This is a genomic window from Rathayibacter sp. VKM Ac-2926 (genome assembly GCF_022815565.1).
Classification (GTDB): Bacteria; Actinomycetota; Actinomycetes; order Actinomycetales; family Microbacteriaceae; genus Rathayibacter; species Rathayibacter festucae.
The window spans coordinates 243,900-261,511 of record NZ_JALGRS010000002.1 but is presented as its reverse complement, the minus strand read 5'-3'; the positions used below and the strand labels follow the sequence as shown (position 1 = coordinate 261,511).

The following is a 17,612-nucleotide window of genomic DNA, read 5'->3' as shown; positions in this document are numbered from 1 at the left end:
ACTGGATCCTGCCTGGTCGGCGCAGACGACCACTCGGGGCGACCCGAACCCTCCCCGAGTGGTCGGGACCCTTCCCGGCGCCTGGGCCGTGGAGCGCGGATCGGACCTGCGCCGCTGGACCTCGGCCGGTCCGTCCGGGGCCGCTCGGCCCCCCTCCGCCGACCAGGCCGCTCCCAGCGCGAAGAGCGTGGGCGCGGCGCAGCGATCAGGCTGTCGTCGCGGACCGGGATCCCGCGGTCGTCACCCGGCTCCCCGGTGCAGCGGAGGCGCGCCTCACTGCTCCGTCGGGTGCGGGAGCGGTCCGCCGATGAGCAGGTCGTCGTTCTCGCGGCGACGGCGCAGGACGACGGCCGTCACGAGTCCGGCGATCAGCAGCGCGACGAGCACACCGGCGCCGATGGTGAGGCCGACCCCGGCCGAGAGGCCGCCGGTGCTGGCGGCCGCGGGCGGCACGGCGCCGGCCTTGGCGGAGGTGATCGCGATGCCGCACACCTGCGCGGCATCGGGAGCGGTCGCGGTCGAGCCCTCCGCCGGATAGGCGACCGTGACCGCGGCGGTGCGCTTGCTGACCGAGCCGACCGCGACGATGCAGTAGACCTCGGCCGTGGGCTCCGCGACGACGGCCTCACCGAGGTCGAGGTCGGACCAGCCGAGCGCGTCGACGCGGACCGCGAGGTCGCCCGCCGCGAGGTCCGCCTGGACGCCGGCGGTCGTGTACGCGCCGACGGTGACGCTCTCGACCGGGCCGAAGCCCCAGACCGCGCCGCGCGGCATGGCCGCCTCGGAGCTGGAGGCCTCGCGCGGCTCGACGAGGATCCCGGGAGCGGAGGAGGCGACCAGAGCGAACGTCGTGGTCGCCGACGAGCCGCGGTCGCCGGTGACGGTGACCGTGTAGGTGCCGATCGAGAGGAGCGCGGCGGTCGGCACGGTGGCCGATCCGGTGCTGGTCGTCTCGCCGTCCTGGCGGTTCTCGACGGTCAGCGGAGTCTCGGTGCCGGCCGGCGCCTTGAGCGTCGCGGTGGCGTTCTCCTCGCGCTGGAATCCGGCGTAGGCGACGCCGACTCCGTAGAAGCGGGCCAGGTCGACGGTGAGCGCACCGGGGTCGACGCCGGCGTCGCGGGTGAGGAACACCGAGACGGCGGGACCGCCGGCGGTCTCGGTGCCGGGGACAGGCGCCGCGGCGGGGTCGCCCGCGGAGGTCGAGAGCAGGGTCCGGCCGGGCGCGGAGGCGCGGGGTGGCGTCGCGCCGGCCTCGGTGGTCGCGGTGCCGCCGGTGCTGCCGCCGCCGGTCGAGCCGGAGTTCGAGCCGCCGGTGCTGCCGCCGCCCGTGCCGCCACCGGTCGAGCCGGAGTTCGAGCCGGAGCCGGGCGCAGGGTTGCCGCCCGTGCCCGAACCGTTCCCAGGATTGGTGCCGGTCCCCGGGTTCGTGCCCGTCCCGGGATTCGTGCCGGTCCCCGGGTTCGCGCCCGTTCCAGGGCTGGTGCCCGTTCCGGGGTTCGTGCCCGTGCTGGGACCGGTACCCGTCCCGGGAGTCGTGCCCGTACCAGGGTTCTCGTTGCCGGTACCCGGAACGGTCGGGGGGGAGGGCTCCGACGGGGGAATGCCCTCGACGGGTGTTGTCGGCTCCTCCGGCTCGGGTGCCGGCTCCACAGGCGTCGTCGACGGCTCACCGACGGGATCCTCGGGCGCGGGCGGAGGCGCGGGCTCCTCGGACGGCGTCGTCTCGACGGGCTGGCTCGGTACCACCACCACGGGCTCCTCCGGAGCCGTGCCGACGCTCGTCGACGGGTCGGGGAGGTTCTCCGCCTGCGCCGCCGCCGGCAGCGCGAGCCCCGCGACGAGCAGGGCGAGCGCGAGCGCGGAGGCCGTGGAGCGGCGACGCTGCTTCAGCAGACGCTGTCGAGTCATGGAAGTTCCTCCCCCGCGAGACGCCGAACGCACCCCGAACGCGGGGAGCGAGCCTCCCCGTGAAGAGACTATGCGCGAACCGCGAGCACTCGCAGGCACTCCGGTCCCCCATCCGAGGGGCCTTCTACAACATTCGCATCACGGCCGAACCGCGCGGAGGCGCCGCGGTCAGGTGCGCTCGAGCAGTGCGCGGCGCAGGCGATCCGGCTCGACGCGCCAGTAGGTGTGCACGCGCCCGTCGAGGAGGACGACCGGGATCTCCTCGACGAAACGCTCGTGCAGCTCCGCGTCGTCGAGGATCGAGGCCTCGGCGAGCGAGACGCTCGGAGCGCCGGGCACGTCCGCGAGCTCGGCGAGGACCTGCTGGACGACGGCACGGGCGTCGTCGCAGAGGTGGCAGCCGGGCTTGCCCACGAGAGTCAGTGCCACATCCACGGGACCACTGTAGCCGCGGCCGCGGCGCGGGACCCGGGGCGGATCGACCCCGGAGACGCAGACGAGCGCCCGACCCCAGAGGGGCGGACGCTCGAAGGGTGAAGAGGCGCGAGCCTACTTCTTGTTGCGACGCTGGTGACGAGTCTTGCGAAGCAGCTTGCGGTGCTTCTTCTTCGCCATACGCTTGCGACGCTTCTTGATGACAGAACCCACGAAGACCTCACAACGTTCAGGGGGTCGACCGCCCGACGGACGGCCGCTTACGAAAAACTGGCTCCCGCGAGCTTACACGACGCGGACACCGATGAGGATCCGCGCCGTCGCGCCACCCCTGGCGGCGACCGACGCGGCCTCACTTCCGGATGCGCAGCGCCCCCGCGACCTTCGTCGCTCCCTCGCTCACGCCGCGCTGGATGTCCTGCACGACTGCGGTGACCTGGTGGGTGCGCTCCGCGAGCGCCCGCCCGAGCGACTCGGCCCGGGCGGCGGCGGCGGCGTCGAGCACGGCGGCGCCCTCGTCGGCCTCGTCCGCCGCGCCGAACGGCAGCAGCCAGTCCTCGACGGCGACGAGCGGTCCGTACTGCAGTGCGTAGATGCGGTGCTGCCCGCTCTCACGGACGGTGACGAGCCCCGCCTCGCGCAGCACCTTGAGGTGCTTGGACACCGTCGGCTGGCTGAGCTCGAGCTTCGCCACGATGCGCGAGACGCTCATGCCGCCGGCGCCCCCGGAACCCTCGACCCGCTGCTCCAGGAGGAGCGAGAGGATGTCGCGGCGGGTGCCGTCCGCGATCACCGCGAAGATGTCAGCCATCCCCCCAGGGTAGTCAGCGCCCTCCGCCGCGGGCAGGGTGTCGCCCGTGCGTATGCCCCGCGGCGCATGGCGTCCCGGCGCCCCGGGCGCCGACCGGCGAGCGGGTAGCATGGCCGCGATCGAGTGGAGGGCCCGCCGTGGTGGTTCGGCAGCAGTTCCGCAGCCCCGTGGGCGTCTCGCCGGCCTCGCCGTGGTCGAGCTTCGCCCGGGCCCGCGACCTCGTCGACGACTTCGCCGGCCGCTCGCCGTCGCGCTTCGCGATCATGATCTTCTCGGGCCTGATCCTCGTCTTCACCCTGCTCTTCTCGCTGCCGGTGTCGAGCACGACCGGCACCGTCACTCCGCTGCACGACGCCTTCTTCACCGCGATGTCGGTGATCTGCGTCACCGGCCTCGCCACGGTCGACATGGCGACGCACTGGTCCGCGTTCGGCCACTCGATCGTCTTCATCGGCGTGAACATCGGCGCCCTCGGCGTGCTGACGCTCGCCTCGATCATGGGCCTGGCGATCTCGCGCCGCCTGGGGCTCCGCGCGAAGCTGATGGCCGCGAGCGACTCGAACCCGCTCCGCATCCACTCCGGACCGGTCGCCGAGGGGCAGGCCGTGCGGCTCGGCGAGATCGGCGGCCTGCTCGCGACGGTCGCCATCAGCGCCGCCGTGATCGAGATCGTGGTCGCCCTGCTCCTCTTCCCGCGGATGCTGATCGACGGCATCCCGATCGGCGAGGCGATCTGGCACTCCTTCTACTACTCCGCGATGGCCTTCACGAACACCGGCTTCGCGCCCAACGCCGCCGGCCTGACGCCGTTCGAGGACGACTACTGGTTCCTCGGCATCCTGATGATCGGCGTCTTCCTCGGCTCGATCGGCTTCCCGGTGATCTACGCCTTCTCGCGCGGCTGGCGGCGCCCGCGCAAGTGGTCGGTGCACGTGAAGCTCACGCTGGTCACCTCGCTGATCCTGCTCGTCGCGGGAGCGGTGCTCTACATCGTGCTCGAGTTCGACAATCCGACGACCTTCGGCACCCTCGACGCCGGCGACACCGTCTTCCAGTCCTTCTTCCTGTCGACGATGACGCGCTCGGGCGGGTTCTCGACCATCTCGATCCCCGATCTCAACGGCTCCAGCCTGCTCGTCACGGACATGCTGATGTTCATCGGCGGCGGCTCGGCCTCGACGGCGGGCGGCATCAAGGTGACGACGCTCGCGATCCTCTTCCTCGCGGCGTTCGCCGAGGCGCGCGGCAACAACGACATGGAGGCGTTCGGCCGCCGGATCCCCAACGACGTGCTGCGCCTCGGGGTCTCCGTCGTGCTCTGGGGAGCCACCACCGTCGCCGTCTCGTCGGTCCTGATCCTGCACATCACCAAGGCGCCGCTCGACCACGTCCTCTTCGACGTGATCTCGGCGTTCGCCACCTCCGGTCTGTCGACGGGGCTCACCGCCGAGCTGCCGACCTCCGGCGTCTACGTGCTGGCGCTGACGATGTTCATGGGCCGCGTTGGTACCGTGACTCTCGCTGCCGCGCTCGCCGCGAGCCAGCGCAGGCAGTTGTTCAGACGACCGGAAGAGAGGCCCATCGTTGGTTGACCGCATCAGGTACGACGCCCCGGTGCTGGTGATCGGCCTCGGTCGCTTCGGCGCCGCGACGGCCGGCCAGCTCGACCGGCTCGACCGCGAGGTGCTCGCGATCGACGCCGACGCCGGGCTCGTGCAGAAGTGGTCGGAGCGGGTCACCCACGCGGTCCAGGCCGATGCCCGCTCGCTCGACGCCCTCGCCCAGATCGGCGCGCAGGACTTCCAGGTCGCCGTCGTCGCCGTCGGCTCCTCGATCGAGGCGTCGGTGCTGATCACCGCGAACCTCGTCGACCTCAAGATCCCGCAGATCTGGGCCAAGGCGATCTCGCGCTCGCACGGCAAGATCCTCGAGCGGATCGGCGCGAACCACGTGATCTACCCGGAGGCCGAGGCGGGCGAGCGCGTCGCGCACCTGGTCTCGGGCCGGATGCTCGACTTCATCGAGTTCGACGACGACTTCGTGCTGGCCAAGATGTACCCGCCGAAGCCGATCCGCGGCCTGACCCTCACCGAGTCGGGCGTGCGCCGCAAGCACCGCGTCACCGTCGTCGGCGTGAAGAGCCCGGGCAAGCCCTTCACCTACGCGACCGAGCAGACCGTCGTCTCCAACCACGACCTCATCGTCGTCAGCGGCACCCCCACCGACATCGAGCGCTTCGCGGCCCTCGGCTCCTGACCCCCTCCGCGAGATGCCACTTATGAGCTCCCGTCACGGCGTGTCGGGCTCATAAGTGGCATCTCGCGGAGGAGCGGCAGGGGTCAGGAGGCGGCGAGCTCGCGGGCGCGGGCCAGGGCCGCGTCGGTGGCGCGGGTGAAGAGGGCGGCGAGGTCGGCCTCCTGCAGCACGGCGATCGCGCGCTCGGTCGTGCCGTTCGGGCTGGTGACCCGGCGGCGCAGCTCGGCCGGCTCCTCGCCGGAGTGCACCAGCAGCTCGGCGGCGCCCCGGAAGGTGCCGGTGACCATCGTCGCGGCCTGCTCGGGCGTGAAGCCCTTGGCGAGCGCCGCGGCGGTCAGCTCCTCGACCAGGAGGAAGACGTAGGCCGGCCCCGATCCCGAGATCGTCGACAGCGCGTCGAGCTGCGACTCCGGCACCTCCACCACCTCGCCGACGGTCTCGAACAGCCGGCGCACCAGCGCCAGGTCGTCCTCGCTCGAGCGGGTGCCGGCGCTCAGGCCGGTGACCGCACGGCCCACGACGGCCGGGGTGTTCGGCATAGAGCGGAGCACGGACACCGAGGCGGGCAGGTGCGCCTCGAACGTCGCGACCGTCACGCCCGCCGCGACGCTGACCACGATCGTCCCGGGGGCGAGGGCGTCGGCGACCTCGTCGAGCAGCGCGGGCACCATGTGCGGCTTCACGGCCACCAGCACCACGGCGGCGCCGTCGACCGCGCGCCGGTTCGCCTCCGGGTCGTCGGCGGTCGCGAACGCGGTCACCACCGGGTGGCCGCTCCAGCGCGCCGCCTTCTCCGCGTCGCGGTTGGTCACGCTTACACCGCCCTTCACCTCCACGCCGGGAGCCAGCAGTCCGCTGAGGATCGCGCCCCCCATCGAGCCGAGCCCGAGGACGGCGATGGACGGGAGCTGCACGGGTGCGTCGGTCATCCGCCCATCGTACGAAGGCGATCTCCGCGCAGGGGCACGACTCGGTCGACGGCGGGAGCCTGCTGCCCGGCGCACGCCTCCTAGGATGGGCCGACCACCCCCGAGCACCAGCACCCCGACGAGTCACCCCGAGGAGACCCCGTGAGCGCATCCGGAGGCGGTTCCGCCATCATCGCGGCGCTGGCCGCGAACCTCGGCATCGCGCTGACCAAGCTCGTCGCCTGGTTCTTCTCGGGCTCGGCCTCGATGCTGGCCGAGGGCGTGCACTCGCTCGCCGACTCCGGCAACCAGCTGCTGCTCCTGCTCGGCGGCCGCAAGGCGCGGAAGGCCGCCGACGAGGAGCACCCGTTCGGCTACGGCCGCGAGCGCTACGTCTACGCCTTCGTCGTCGCGATCATCCTCTTCTCCGTCGGCGGCGTGTTCTCGATCTACGAGGGTGTCGAGAAGATCGCCGAGCCGCACGAGCTCGAGAACGCCTGGCTGCCGATCCTGGTCCTCGTCGTCTCGATCTGCCTCGAGGGCTACTCGCTGCGCACCGGGGTCAAGGAGTCGAACAAGGTCCGCGGGCAGCAGTCCTGGCTGCAGTTCATCCGCCGGGCGAAGGCGCCGGAGCTGCCCGTCGTACTGCTGGAGGACGTCGCCGCGCTCACCGGTCTCGTCTTCGCGCTGCTCGGCGTCGGCCTCTCGGTGATCACCGGGAACACGGTCTTCGACGCGATCGGCACCATCATGATCGGCACGCTGCTGGTCGTCGTCGCGATCGTCCTCGGCGTCGAGACCAAGAGCCTGCTGGTCGGCGAGGGCGCGACCCCGGCCGACGCCGCGGCGATCCGCACGGCCATCGAGGCCGGTCCGGACGTCGAGCGCGTCATCCACATGAAGACCCTCTACCTCGGTCCGGACGAGATCCTCGTCGCCGCCAAGCTCGCCTTCCCCGCCGCTGAGACGATGGCCGAGCTGGCCGCGGGGATCGACGCGACGGAGAAGCGCATCCGCGACGCGGTCCCGGCCGCCCGCGTCATCTACCTCGAACCCGACGTCGACCGCGGGGCGACGCCGCCCGCGGAGCCGGCCGCCACCAGCGGGAGCGCCGGCTGATGCGCCGGGTCCTCGCGATCGTCAACGAGCGCGGCGCCGGACTCGGCGCCCTCGAGCCGATGCTGCGCGACCGGGGCTTCGCGGTCGACGCGGTCGCCGGCACCGACCTCGACTCGGTCGACATCCTCGCGCCCGATCTCGTCGTCACCCTCGGCTCGAGCGCCGGCGTCTACGAGACCGCCCGGCACCCCTTCATCTCGCCCGAGATCGCCCTGCTGCAGGACCGGCTGCACCACCGCCGACCGACCCTCGGCGTCTGCTTCGGCGCGCAGCTGATCGCCGCCGCGCTCGGCGAGGAGGTCCGCCCCGGCCCGACCCGCGAGGTCGGCTTCCGCGGCATCGTCGCGACCGAGGCGGGGCTCCGCTCGCCGCTGCGCCACCTCGCCGAGGTCCCGGTGATGCAGTGGCACAGCGACACCTTCGACCTGCCAGCGGGGACGACCCTGCTCGCCTCCTCGCCCTCCTACGCCGTCGAGGCGTTCGCGATCGACGACTGGCTGCTCGGCGTGCAGTTCCACCCGGAGCTCACCGGCGAGCTGGCCGCGCGCTGGCTCGAGGGCGACGCCGAGTACGCCGCGGGAGCGGGCTACGGGCACGAGCAACTCGAGGACGACGTGCGCGAGGGCCGCTTCGAGCGGATGCGGACGGCGACGGAGGCGGCGCTGACCGAGTGGGTCCGCGCGCAGGGCTGACCGCACTCCGGCCCGCTCAGCGCTTCGCCGCGAAGAAGTCGAGCAGCAGCCGCGCACCCTCGTCGGCGCGCAGCCCCGGATACACCTCGACCACGTGGTGCAGCCGGCGGTCCCGGAGCAGGTCGTGCACCGATCCCGCCGCACCCGCCTTCTCGTCCCACGCCCCGAAGACGACGCGCTCGAGCCGGGAGGCGAGGATCGCCCCGGCGCACATCGCGCACGGCTCGAGGGTGACCACGAGGGTGCAGCCCGCGAGCTGCCAGTCTCCGCGGGCGGCAGCGGCCTCCCGCAGTGCGACCACCTCGGCGTGCGCCGTCGGATCCGTGCGCAGCTCGCGCTCGTTGCGGCCGCGCCCGATCACCGCACCGTCGGGATCGACGACCACCGCGCCGACCGGCACGTCGCCCCACTCGGCGGCCCGGCGGGCCTCGTCGAGCGCGAGCCGCATCCAGGCGTCCGCCTCGGGAGGGAGGGGGAGGTCGCTCTCGCGCATCGCGCCCCCTCGTCCGGCTCCGGCCGGCTCCGACCGGCAAGTAGATTGAGCTTATGCGCGTCCATGTAGCCGACCACCCGCTGATCACGCACAAGCTCACCGTGCTGCGCGACAAGCGCACCCCCTCCCCCACCTTCCGGCAGCTCGCCGAGGAGCTGATGACCCTGCTCGCCTACGAGGCGACCCGCGGTGTCCGCACCCGCACCGTCACCATCGAGACGCCGGTCACCACGACCACCGGTCTCGCGCTGAGCGACCCGCAGCCGCTGGTCGTGCCGATCCTGCGCGCGGGCCTCGGGATGCTCGAGGGCATGGTCAAGCTCATCCCCACCGCCGAGGTGGGCTTCCTGGGCATGGCACGCAACGAGGAGAGCCTCGAGCCGACCACCTACGCCGAGCGCCTGCCCGACGACCTGTCCAACCGTCAGTGCTTCGTGCTCGACCCGATGCTCGCCACCGGCGGCTCGCTGATCGCGGCCATCCAGTTCCTCTTCGACCGCGGCGCCGAGGACGTCACCGCCGTCTGCCTGCTCGCCGCCCCCGAGGGCCTCGCGGCCGTGGAGAAGGCGTTCGTCGGCAAGGACGTGACCATCGTCCTCGGCTCGCTCGACGAGAAGCTCAACGAGCTGGGCTACATCGTCCCCGGCCTCGGCGACGCGGGCGACCGCCTCTACGGGCTCGCCGGCTGAGCCGCTCCGGGCGCCCGCCGCGGCGCCCGGAGCGCGCCAGTGTGCGCGGATCTGTTGACGGGGTCCGCCACCATCCGCTTTACTTTCGACCATGACTGACAACGCGCACGCCCTGACCTCCCTTGAGGCCATCGGGGATGCCGGCATGATGATGGCCGGCGGCCTCGTCCTGCGCTGTCGAATGTGCGCCTGAGGAATCACCCTCGCCGGTTCCCCGCACAGCCTCCGCCCCCGATCGCACTGATCGTCACGATCCTCCGATCGGCCGGGCGTCGCAGGCGCGGTGAACCCCTGGATGCCCCGCATCCGCCCCTGCCGGCCCGCACCTCGTGCACCGGCTCTCGCGCGCACACCCGGATCCGCTCCCCGGACACTCGTCCCGGATCCGACCACCCCAAGGATTCGTCATGTCCCTCCTCCACGCCCGTCCCGTCTCCGCTCCCGCCGAGGCCCCCCGCCTCCAGGCCGCCCCCGAGCCCGCGCCCGCCGCTCCCCGGCTCCGCGCCGTGCCGCAGGGCACCGAGGCCCGCGGCTTCGCCCTCTACGTCGGCATCGACGAGGCCAAGGCCCGCGCCGCCGGCATCGACCTCGGCCGCCTGGTCGAGGAGCTCAAGCGCGTCACCGCCGAGTTCGCTCCCGACGCCGAGACCTACGCCTCCGTCGCCCTCGCCCCCCAGGGCGCCGGCGGCCGCGACGTCGACGTCGTCCGCCTCGCCCTCCAGGACCCGGCCGCCGTCGCCCGCCGCCGCTCCGAGACCGAGCCCGACCTCGACCGGGCCCCCGGCGGCGTCGTCATCGACATCTCGCGCAAGCGCGTCATCCTCGACGACGAGACCACCGCCCTCACCTACAAGGAGTTCGAGCTGCTGCAGTACCTCGTCCTCCGCGAGGGCCGCACCATCGAGCGCGCCGAGCTGATCTCCTCACTCTGGGGAGCCGCCGACGACGACGCCCCCAACGAGCGCACCATCGACGTCCACGTCCGCCGCCTCCGCGCCAAGCTCGGCCGCTACGAGGACATCGTCCGCACCGTCCGCGGCGTCGGCTACCGCTTCGACCGCCACGCGGACGTCGCCATCCGCTACGCGTCCACCCCTAGCCCCGATCTGTTCTGAGGAGTGGGCGCTCGCGCCCACTCCTCAGTGCTCGATTGCTGCGCGAGCGCGAGCGCTCGCTCCGCCGCGGTCGGCTCCTCAGGTGGTCGCGTTCCATAGAGCGTCCTGCGTACGGCTCGTGGAAAACGCTGACACGCGTTTTCCACCTGACGCCTCGCCGGCGGCCGCTGGTCGTTCGGCCCGAGTCGGACGAGGGGTCGGCGGCACCACATGCTGGTCGAGTAGCCGCGGCACGCGGCGTATCGAGACCCACGCCTCTGCGGTGGGGGATCTCGATACGCCCGCGGAGCGGGCTACTCGATCAGCATGAAAGGGACAGCGGCGCTTCGCGCGTCCGCAAGCGGCAGCGCTCCGCGTGCCTGCGGGTCCCGCGCTCGGTCGACGGAGGCCGCGCCATCATGCTGGTCGAGTAGGCGCGGGACGCGGCGTATCGAGACCCCGCCTCCGGGGCGACGCGGGGGCACAGGGAAACCTCAGGAAATCGGACCTTGCGGCGTTATCGATCCGTTATATAGTTCAAGTGCGTCGACCGTTTGCTGTGGCGGGAAGCGCAAGAAGTGATTGCAGGACACTCTTGGTGCAAGGGAATGAAGGCCGGCCGCTCGCCTCAGCGGCCGGCCTTCTGTCGTTCCCGGACTGAGCACCGCCTCCGCGCGACACCCTCCGGACGACCCCGCGCCCCGGGCGCCGCAGGGCTGTCGAGACGCCGTATCCTGAACGGAACACAAGGAGGATGCGTGAGCTCGAGACGTGCGGTCGCCGCGTGGGAGTCGCTGTTCCGAGCGCAGGTGCACGTGATGCGGGCGCTGAGCACCGACTTCCCGTCGAAGGAGATCTCGCTCAACGAGTACGACGTCCTCTTCAACCTCACGCTGCAGCCCGAGCGCCGGGCCCGGCTCCGGGACCTGAACAAGCACGTCCTCCTGACGCAGCCGAGCGTCAGCCGCCTGATCGACCGCCTGGTCGCACGCGGCTGCGTGACCAAGAGCGAGGATCCGACCGACGCCCGCGGCACGGTCATCCAGATCACGGACGAGGGCTACGCGCTCTTCCGGCGGGTGGCGATGACACACATGCAGACGATCTCGGACCACGTCGGAGCGGCCCTCGACGACGACGAGCTCGACCAGCTGACCGCCCTCTGCGACAAGCTGCGCGAGCGCGTCGCCTCGGCCTGAGCGCCCCCGCCCTCCGCTAGCACGCCCCGCCGCCGCGCGGCCAGCACTTCGCAGGGGCGCCGCGCTCGCGGATCATGGAGGGACCATGAGCAGCTCCTCCCCCACCCTCGTCTGGCTCCGCGACGACCTGCGTCTCGCCGACAATCCGGCACTCCGGGCCGCGATCGACCGCGGCGGCCCCGTCGCCGTCTGCTACGTGCTCGACGAGGAGTCCGACGGCATCCGACCGCTCGGCGGCGCGGCCCGCTGGTGGCTGCACGGGAGCCTGCTCGCGCTCGCGGGCGACCTCGACGAGGCCGGAGCGTCCCTGATCCTGCGCCGCGGACCGGCCGAGGCCGTCGTCCTGCAGCTCGCCGAGGAGCTGGGCGCGGGCGCGGTGCACTGGAACCGCCGCTACGGCAAGGCGGAGCGGACCGTCGACGCCGCGATCAAGGAGGCGCTGCGCGACCGGGACGTCGAGGCGGAGAGCCACCAGGGCTCGCTGCTCTTCGAGCCGTGGACCGTGCAGACCGGCGGCGGCACCCCCTACTCCGTCTACACGCCGTTCGCGCGCGCCTGCCGCAACCGGGACACCCCGCGCGCTCCCGTGCCGCGGCCGCGCGAGATCGACGGGATCGCGACGAAGGCGGCCTCCGACGACCTCGACGACTGGCAGCTGCTGCCGACCAGCCCCGACTGGGCGGGCGGGCTCCGCGAGCGCTGGGTGCCGGGCGAGAAGGCGGCGGCGAAGCGGCTGCGTGCGTTCCTCGCGGAGCAGCTCGACGACTACGCCGACGACAGGAACCTGCCGGCGCGCGATGCCACCTCGAATCTGTCCCCGCACCTGCGCTGGGGCGAGATCAGTCCGTTCCAGGTCTGGCACGCGCTCGAGGAGGCTCACGCGAAGGGGCAGCACCGCGGTGAGGGCAGCGACCGCTTCCTCGCCGAGGTGCTCTGGCGCGAGTTCTGCTACCACCTGCTCTTCCACTGGCCCGACCTCGCGACCGCCAACTTCGACTCCCGCTTCGACTCCTTCCCCTGGGGCCACCCGGGCGAGGACAAGATCGATGCCTGGCACCAGGGCCGCACCGGCTTCCCGCTCGTCGACGCGGGGATGCGCGAGCTGTGGAAGACCGGCTACATGCACAACCGGGTCCGGATGGTCACCGCGTCGTTCCTGATCAAGAACCTGCTGGTCGACTGGCGGGTGGGCGAGGACTGGTTCTGGGACACGCTCGTGGACGCGGACCCGGCGAGCAACGCCGCCAACTGGCAGTGGGTCGCGGGGTCCGGCGCCGACGCGTCGCCGTTCTTCCGCGTCTTCAACCCGGTGACGCAGTCGAAGAAGTTCGACCCGGAGGGCGGCTACCTGCGCGAGTACGTCCCGGAGCTGGCCGAGCTCGACCGCACCGTGATCCACGAGCCGTGGACGCTCGGCGACACGCTGACGCCGGAAGCGGACGGCTACCCCGCGCCGATCCTCGACCTCAAGGAGACGCGGGTGCACGCCCTGGACGCGTTCGCGGTGATCAAGAGCGCGAAGCGCGACATCTCGCGCCGCGACGACGACGACTGAGACCCCGCCTCGGCCGTGGACGGACCGGCCTTCGACGGCTCGGCCCTAGATGTACATCGCGGGGTCGATCCAGAAGGCCGGGTCCGCGAGCGCGTCGTCGGCGCGGCCCAGCGCGCGCAGATCGCGGGCGGGGATCCCGACCAGCACGGCCCCGTCCGGGGCGTCCTTCACCACGACCGCGTTCGCGCCGACGCTCACGTCCGAGCCGAGCACGATCGGCCCGAGGATCACGGCCCCCGCACCGACGACCACGCGGTCGCCGAGCGTCGGGTGGCGCCGCTCGCGCTTCGCCGACTTCCCGCCCAGTGTGACGGAGTGGTAGAGCATGCAGTCGTCGCCGATCCGCGCCGTCTCGCCGATCACGACGCCCATGCCGTGGTCGATGAAGAGCCGGCGGCCGATCGTCGCGCCGGGGTGGATCTCCACTCCGGTCGCCGCGCGGGCCGCCTGCGCGAGCAGCCGGGCCGGCAGGCGCGCGCCGCGCCGCCACCACCGGTGGGCGAGGCGGTGCACCCAGACCGCGTGCAGCCCCGGGTAGGCGAGCACCACCTCCACCGCGCTGCGGGCCGCAGGATCGCGCAGGCGCGCGGCCGCCACGTCCTCGCGGAGGCGTGCGAGGGCGGTGGGTCGTCCGGCCGCGCCGCGACGGGGTCCGGCGGCGCTCAGCTGCGGAGGTCCTCGTAGAGGACCGTCGAGATGTACCGCTCGCCGAAGTCGCAGACGATCGCGACGATCGTCCTGCCCGCGTTCTCGGGGCGCTTCGCGACCTCGAGGGCCGCCCACATGATCGAGCCGGAGGAGATGCCGCCGAGGATGCCCTCCTGCGCGGCCATCTCGCGTGCCACGCGCACCGAGTCGTCGAGGGTGACGTCGATGATCTCGTCGTAGACGTCGCGGTCGAGGTTGGCGGGCACGAAGTTGGCGCCGATCCCCTGGATCTTGTGCGGGCCGGCCGTGCCCTGCGTGAGGAGCGGCGAGTCGATCGGCTCGACGCCGATGATCTGCACGCCGGGCTTGCGCTCCTTCAGGACCTGGCCGACGCCGGTGATGGTGCCGCCCGTGCCGATGCCGGCGACGAAGACGTCGACCTCGCCGTCGGTGTCCTCCCAGATCTCCTCGGCCGTCGTGCGGCGGTGCACCTCGGGGTTGGCGGCGTTCTCGAACTGACGGGCGAGCACGGCGCCGGGCGTCTCGGCGACGATGGCCTGCGCTCTCTCGACCGCGCCGCGCATGCCCTCGGAGCCGGGGGTCAGCACGATCTCGGCGCCGTAGGCGCGCAGCAGGACCCGGCGCTCGGTCGACATCGTCTCGGGCATCGTCAGGATCACCTTGTAGCCGCGGGCCGCGCCGACCATGGCCAGCGCGATGCCGGTGTTGCCGCTCGTGCCCTCGACGATCGTGCCACCGGGCGGCAGCTCCCCCGACGCCTCGGCGGCGTCGACGATCGCGACGCCGATGCGGTCCTTCACGCTGTTCGCGGGGTTGTAGAACTCGAGCTTGGCCAGGACGACGGCGCTGTCCGCTCCGTCGAGGCGGTTGATGCGGACGAGCGGGGTCCTGCCGACGAGCTGCGTCACGTCGTCGTGGATGCGTGCCATGGTGTGTGCTTTCTGCCGGGGCCGACCGCCCCGGGGCCCCGGGGCGACTGGTGGTGCGGTGATGCCGACGCTCCCCTCGCGGGGACGCACCCTCCACGATACGGAAGCGGCGTGCCCGGGGGCGCCTTCCGTCGGTCATGCGCGCCGGATTCCCACCTCCGGGTCGCCGTCCGATTCCGAGGTCGCGGACGCCTCGTCACAGGTGCATCTCGTCCTCTCGGAGGACCCCCTCCTCCCGGGCGCGTCGCGTACCATGACCGAGGGGATTCGCACGACCGGCGCGACGACCCGCCACCCTGCATTCGCGCGGCACCACCGCGCCGGAAGGACCTCCCGCTCCATGGCTCTCCCCACCGCATCCCGCAGCTCCGCTCGACCGCTCGGGATGTCGTTGCGGGCAGTGCTGGGCTTCATCGGGATGAGTGCCGTGGCGGGCGTGCTGATCACCGTCGGCGTCACTCCGGCGCTCGCGCTGACGGGCCTCGCGACCAGCAACACGATCGGCATGTTCCAGAACCTGCCCGGCTACCTCGACGCCGGCCAGCTGATGCAGCGCACGAACATCTACGCGGGCGACGGCACCACCCTCCTCGCCTCCGTCTACAACCAGAACCGCGTCGAGGTCGGCTGGGACGAGGTCGCGCAGACCGCCAAGGACGCCGCGGTCGCCGGTGAGGACCCGCGCTTCTACGAGCACGGCGGCATCGACCTGCAGGGCACGCTCCGCGCGCTCGCGGTCACGCTGACCGGCGACGACCTGCAGGGCGGCTCGTCGATCACGCAGCAGTACGTCAAGAACGTCCTCGTGCAGAAGGCCGAGTCGATCACCGACGAGGCGGAGCGCGACGCCGCCTACAAGCTCGCCACCGACCCGACCCCCGAGCGCAAGCTCAAGGAGATGCGCCTCGCGATCGGCCTCGAGAAGGAGACGTCGAAGGACGACATCCTGCTCGGCTACCTCAACATCGCGCTCTTCGGCGGCACGGTCTACGGCATCGAGGCCGCGGCCAACTACTACTACGGCATCCCCGCCAGTCAGCTCTCGACCTCGCAGGCGGCGTCGCTGCTGGCGATCGTCAACAACCCGTCGAAGTTCCGCTTCGACGACCCGACGGACGAGGCGAACGGCGCCGCGAACGGCTACGCCGCGACCAAGGAGCGTCGCGACTACATCCTGGCCGAGGAGCTGAAGTACTCGAAGATCAGCCAGGAGGTCTACGACGCGGCGATCGCCGAGCCGATCACGCCGAACATCACCGAGCCCTCCACCGGCTGCGCCACCGCGGGCAACGCGGCGTACTTCTGCGAGTACGTGCTGAACGTGCTGCGCAACGACGAGGCGTTCGGCGCCGACGACGACGAGCGCTACCAGCGGATCCGCCAGGGCGGCTTCGACATCGTCACGACGCTCGACCTCGACATCCAGCAGGTCTCGCAGGCGGCGATCAACGCCTACATCCCGTCGTACGACCCCCGCTTCCAGGTCGGCGCGACCGCCGCGTCGGTCGAGGCGGGCACCGGCCGCGTGCTGTCCATGGTGCAGAACACGAAGTACAGCCAGGACGAGGAGTTCCTCGCCGCGAACCCCGGCTTCAGCGCGATCAACCTCAACGTCGACGTCGACATGGGCGGCACGGCCGGCGTCCAGACCGGCTCGACCTACAAGGTCTTCACCCTCGCGCAGTGGCTGAAGGCGGGGCACACGCTGAACGAGTCGTTCCCCTCGCCGACGTCGGGCTTCCGCTCCTACCCGATGAAGTGCAATGTGGCGAACGACGGCTACTACTCGGGTGAGCGGTTCGCTCCGCGGAACGACGTCGCATCCGAGGACGCCTCGTCGATGACCGCGGTCCAGGCCACGGCGAACTCGATCAACACCGGCTTCATGGGCATGGCCAACCAGCTCGACGTCTGCGACATCCGCACCACGGCGGAGTCGTTCGGCATCCACCGCGCCGACGTGAAGGAGCTGGACAGCAGGCCTGCGTCCGTCCTCGGGACGAATCCGATCGCTCCGCTCACCGTGGCCAGCGCCTACGGCGGCATCGCGAACGACGGGACGACCTGCGAACCGATGGTCATCGATCGGATCACGGACAGCACCGGCGCGGCGGTCGCGCCGCCCGCCTCGTCCTGCAGGCCGTCCGTCACCCCCGAGGTGGCACGAGGCATGCAGTACGCCATGCAGCGGGTCATCACCTCCGGCACCGCGACCGCCTCGGATCCGCGTGACGGCATCGAGCACATCGCCAAGACCGGCACGACGGACGATGCAGCCGATGTCTGGACCGCCGGTGCCAGCCGCGCCACGTCGCTCGCCGTCTGGGTCGGCAGCATCAAGGGCTTCGAGGACAAGACCAAGCAGAACCTGCGCCGGACGACGCTGACCGGCGAAGAGGGCTCGATCCGGGCCGCGGACGCGCGCCACGCGATCTGGAAGCCGATCATGACCGCGCTCGATCAGAAGTACGGCGGCGACGACTTCATCGATCCGCCCGCCTCCATGCTCGCGTCCTCACCGCGGAGTGCGACGCTGACCGAGGTGCCGGACGTCACCGGGCTGACAGTCGCCGCGGCCACGGCCACGCTCACCGCCGCGGGCTTCTCCGTCGGCATCACCGAACCCGTCGACTCCACATCGATCCCCGAGGGCTCCGTCGTCTCGACCACGCCGAGCGCGGACGAGACCGTTCTCCGTGGAGAGATCATCCCCCTGCAGGTGAGTACCGGCACGGCTCCGAAGAATGTCGGAGACATCGCCGATCGCAATGGAGACCTTCTCGAATAAAGCCGCCGCCGAGCAGATGCGCCTGACGGCGCGCGCCATCCGAGCGGGCGTCTCATGCCATCGATGA

Annotated in this window: 17 protein-coding genes; 9 read left to right on the top strand and 8 right to left on the bottom strand. The window is 71.9% G+C overall.

The genetic code is table 11. The features are described 5' to 3' along the window. Positions 1 to 273: 273 nt before the first annotated feature. From MT351_RS03705 to MT351_RS03690, 4 genes are all read right to left on the bottom strand, one after another. Positions 274 to 1,908, bottom strand: a complete 1,635-nt coding sequence (locus MT351_RS03705; RefSeq protein WP_243581360.1) for a hypothetical protein — start codon at positions 1,906 to 1,908, stop codon at positions 274 to 276. A gap of 168 nt (positions 1,909 to 2,076) precedes the next feature. Continuing rightward, positions 2,077 to 2,343 (bottom strand): glutaredoxin family protein, encoded by a 267-nt coding sequence (locus MT351_RS03700; RefSeq protein ID WP_243581292.1) that lies wholly within the window; start codon positions 2,341 to 2,343, stop codon positions 2,077 to 2,079. Between the two features lie 114 nt (positions 2,344 to 2,457). Beyond that, complete coding sequence (locus tag MT351_RS03695) at positions 2,458 to 2,556, bottom strand: 30S ribosomal protein bS22 (protein WP_003792170.1); 99 nt, start codon at positions 2,554 to 2,556, stop codon at positions 2,458 to 2,460. Between the two features lie 139 nt (positions 2,557 to 2,695). Then, positions 2,696 to 3,154 (bottom strand): helix-turn-helix transcriptional regulator, encoded by a 459-nt coding sequence (locus MT351_RS03690; RefSeq protein ID WP_123736765.1) that lies wholly within the window; start codon positions 3,152 to 3,154, stop codon positions 2,696 to 2,698. Positions 3,155 to 3,321: 167 nt separating this feature from the next. On the opposite strand from MT351_RS03690, the gene MT351_RS03685 reads away from it, so the two are divergent. Together MT351_RS03685 and MT351_RS03680 are read left to right on the top strand one after the other, a co-directional pair. After that, the gene (locus MT351_RS03685) at positions 3,322 to 4,746 is read left to right on the top strand and encodes a TrkH family potassium uptake protein (RefSeq protein WP_374204742.1); all 1,425 of its coding nucleotides are present in this window, start codon (positions 3,322 to 3,324) and stop codon (positions 4,744 to 4,746) included. After that, positions 4,739 to 5,410, top strand: coding sequence for a TrkA family potassium uptake protein (locus tag MT351_RS03680; RefSeq protein ID WP_123446620.1), 672 nt, complete (start codon positions 4,739 to 4,741; stop codon positions 5,408 to 5,410). Before MT351_RS03685 ends, MT351_RS03680 begins: the two co-directional genes overlap by 8 nt. 83 nt (positions 5,411 to 5,493) lie before the next feature. On the opposite strand, the gene proC is transcribed toward MT351_RS03680, so the two are convergent. Next, entirely contained in the window at positions 5,494 to 6,339 is an 846-nt protein-coding gene (gene proC / locus MT351_RS03675) for a pyrroline-5-carboxylate reductase (protein ID WP_243581291.1), read from the bottom strand. Positions 6,340 to 6,480: 141 nt separating this feature from the next. Here proC and MT351_RS03670 point away from each other — a divergent pair, with 141 nt between their 5' ends. Together MT351_RS03670 and MT351_RS03665 are read left to right on the top strand one after the other, a co-directional pair. Then, complete coding sequence (locus MT351_RS03670; RefSeq protein ID WP_243581290.1) at positions 6,481 to 7,437, top strand: cation diffusion facilitator family transporter; 957 nt, start codon at positions 6,481 to 6,483, stop codon at positions 7,435 to 7,437. Beyond that, entirely contained in the window at positions 7,437 to 8,129 is a 693-nt protein-coding gene (locus MT351_RS03665; RefSeq protein ID WP_243581289.1) for a gamma-glutamyl-gamma-aminobutyrate hydrolase family protein, read from the top strand. The genes MT351_RS03670 and MT351_RS03665 overlap by 1 nt, the downstream gene beginning before the upstream one ends. Before the next feature lie 16 nt (positions 8,130 to 8,145). On the opposite strand, the gene tadA is transcribed toward MT351_RS03665, so the two are convergent. Beyond that, positions 8,146 to 8,622: a tRNA adenosine(34) deaminase TadA gene (gene tadA, locus MT351_RS03660; protein ID WP_243581288.1), complete on the bottom strand. Its 477-nt coding sequence runs from the start codon at positions 8,620 to 8,622 to the stop codon at positions 8,146 to 8,148. 53 nt (positions 8,623 to 8,675) lie between these two features. Between tadA and upp the strand changes: the two genes are divergently transcribed. The 4 genes from upp (at position 8,676) to MT351_RS03640 (ending at position 13,159) form a co-directional block, all read left to right on the top strand. Continuing rightward, entirely contained in the window at positions 8,676 to 9,311 is a 636-nt protein-coding gene (upp, locus tag MT351_RS03655; protein ID WP_243581287.1) for a uracil phosphoribosyltransferase, read from the top strand. Between the two features lie 407 nt (positions 9,312 to 9,718). Continuing rightward, positions 9,719 to 10,426, top strand: a complete 708-nt coding sequence (locus MT351_RS03650) for a winged helix-turn-helix domain-containing protein (protein ID WP_123736761.1) — start codon at positions 9,719 to 9,721, stop codon at positions 10,424 to 10,426. Positions 10,427 to 11,223: 797 nt separating this feature from the next. Then, positions 11,224 to 11,604: a MarR family winged helix-turn-helix transcriptional regulator gene (locus tag MT351_RS03645; protein WP_123736825.1), complete on the top strand. Its 381-nt coding sequence runs from the start codon at positions 11,224 to 11,226 to the stop codon at positions 11,602 to 11,604. Between the two features lie 85 nt (positions 11,605 to 11,689). Then, complete coding sequence (locus MT351_RS03640; RefSeq protein WP_243581286.1) at positions 11,690 to 13,159, top strand: deoxyribodipyrimidine photo-lyase; 1,470 nt, start codon at positions 11,690 to 11,692, stop codon at positions 13,157 to 13,159. Positions 13,160 to 13,204: 45 nt separating this feature from the next. Here the strand turns inward: MT351_RS03640 and epsC are convergent, their stop codons facing one another. After that, complete coding sequence (gene epsC / locus MT351_RS03635; RefSeq protein WP_243581285.1) at positions 13,205 to 13,756, bottom strand: serine O-acetyltransferase EpsC; 552 nt, start codon at positions 13,754 to 13,756, stop codon at positions 13,205 to 13,207. Between the two features lie 65 nt (positions 13,757 to 13,821). Next, the gene (gene cysK / locus MT351_RS03630) at positions 13,822 to 14,757 is read right to left on the bottom strand and encodes a cysteine synthase A (protein ID WP_243581284.1); all 936 of its coding nucleotides are present in this window, start codon (positions 14,755 to 14,757) and stop codon (positions 13,822 to 13,824) included. Positions 14,758 to 15,142: 385 nt separating this feature from the next. On the opposite strand from cysK, the gene MT351_RS03625 reads away from it, so the two are divergent. Continuing rightward, the gene (locus MT351_RS03625; RefSeq protein WP_243581283.1) at positions 15,143 to 17,545 is read left to right on the top strand and encodes a transglycosylase domain-containing protein; all 2,403 of its coding nucleotides are present in this window, start codon (positions 15,143 to 15,145) and stop codon (positions 17,543 to 17,545) included. The last annotated feature ends 67 nt before the right edge of the window (positions 17,546 to 17,612 follow it).

Excerpts from the sequence above, each read along its gene's own strand:
- MT351_RS03705 (WP_243581360.1), bottom strand. The coding sequence starts at position 1,908 with ATGACTCGACAGCGTCTGCTGAAGCAGCGTCGCCGCTCCACGGCCTCC.
- MT351_RS03690 (WP_123736765.1), bottom strand. The coding sequence starts at position 3,154 with ATGGCTGACATCTTCGCGGTGATCGCGGACGGCACCCGCCGCGACATC.
- proC (WP_243581291.1), bottom strand. The coding sequence starts at position 6,339 with ATGACCGACGCACCCGTGCAGCTCCCGTCCATCGCCGTCCTCGGGCTC.
- MT351_RS03665 (WP_243581289.1), top strand. The coding sequence starts at position 7,437 with ATGCGCCGGGTCCTCGCGATCGTCAACGAGCGCGGCGCCGGACTCGGC.
- tadA (WP_243581288.1), bottom strand. The coding sequence starts at position 8,622 with ATGCGCGAGAGCGACCTCCCCCTCCCTCCCGAGGCGGACGCCTGGATG.
- upp (WP_243581287.1), top strand. The coding sequence starts at position 8,676 with ATGCGCGTCCATGTAGCCGACCACCCGCTGATCACGCACAAGCTCACC.
- MT351_RS03650 (WP_123736761.1), top strand. The coding sequence starts at position 9,719 with ATGTCCCTCCTCCACGCCCGTCCCGTCTCCGCTCCCGCCGAGGCCCCC.
- MT351_RS03645 (WP_123736825.1), top strand. The coding sequence starts at position 11,224 with ATGCGGGCGCTGAGCACCGACTTCCCGTCGAAGGAGATCTCGCTCAAC.
- MT351_RS03640 (WP_243581286.1), top strand. The coding sequence starts at position 11,690 with ATGAGCAGCTCCTCCCCCACCCTCGTCTGGCTCCGCGACGACCTGCGT.
- cysK (WP_243581284.1), bottom strand. The coding sequence starts at position 14,757 with ATGGCACGCATCCACGACGACGTGACGCAGCTCGTCGGCAGGACCCCG.
- MT351_RS03625 (WP_243581283.1), top strand. The coding sequence starts at position 15,143 with ATGTCGTTGCGGGCAGTGCTGGGCTTCATCGGGATGAGTGCCGTGGCG.